Consider the following 527-nt stretch of genomic DNA (forward strand, 5'->3'; position numbering starts at 1 on the left):
TGATTGGGGTGAAGTCGTAACAAGGTAGCCGTAGGAGAACCTGCGGCTGGATCACCTCCTTTCTAGGGAGAAACGGAAGCAAAGCTTCCATTTGACGACTCTGTTACTTAATTCTGTTTAATTTTGAGAGACTAATAAAAAACTGTTGACATTTTAATGGTTTTCTGTTAAAATAGTTTCTCGTGAGATGACATGGGGGTATAGCTCAGCTGGGAGAGCACCTGCCTTGCACGCAGGGGGTCAGGAGTTCGAATCTCCTTATCTCCACCATAAGCAAATATCTAAACATTTGATTTGCGATAGTTGCTCACATGAAATAAATATGGGTCTATAGCTCAGCTGGTTAGAGCGCACGCCTGATAAGCGTGAGGTCGATGGTTCGAGTCCATTTAGACCCACCATTTTGTTCTTTGAAAATTGCACAGTGAATATAGAAATAACCTAGAAATAAAACATCTAAATATAATTTAGATGTGCTGATTAAAAGATCAAGCTACAAAGGGCGCACGGTGAATGCCCTGGCACTA

The 527-nt window shown here is 41.6% G+C and carries 2 tRNA genes and 1 rRNA gene; all 3 read left to right on the forward strand.

Annotated elements, in window-relative coordinates:
- Positions 1-62 (forward strand): 16S ribosomal RNA (locus tag OXH55_RS19930); the annotation flags it as partial.
- Positions 63-194: 132 nt separating this feature from the next.
- A tRNA-Ala gene (locus tag OXH55_RS19935) sits at positions 195-270 on the forward strand.
- Between the two features lie 54 nt (positions 271-324).
- Positions 325-401, forward strand: a tRNA-Ile gene (locus OXH55_RS19940).
- Positions 402-527 lie beyond the last annotated feature (126 nt).

It is taken from the genome of Clostridium ganghwense (assembly GCF_026735165.1).
Taxonomy (GTDB): domain Bacteria; phylum Bacillota; class Clostridia; order Clostridiales; family Clostridiaceae; genus Clostridium_H; species Clostridium_H ganghwense.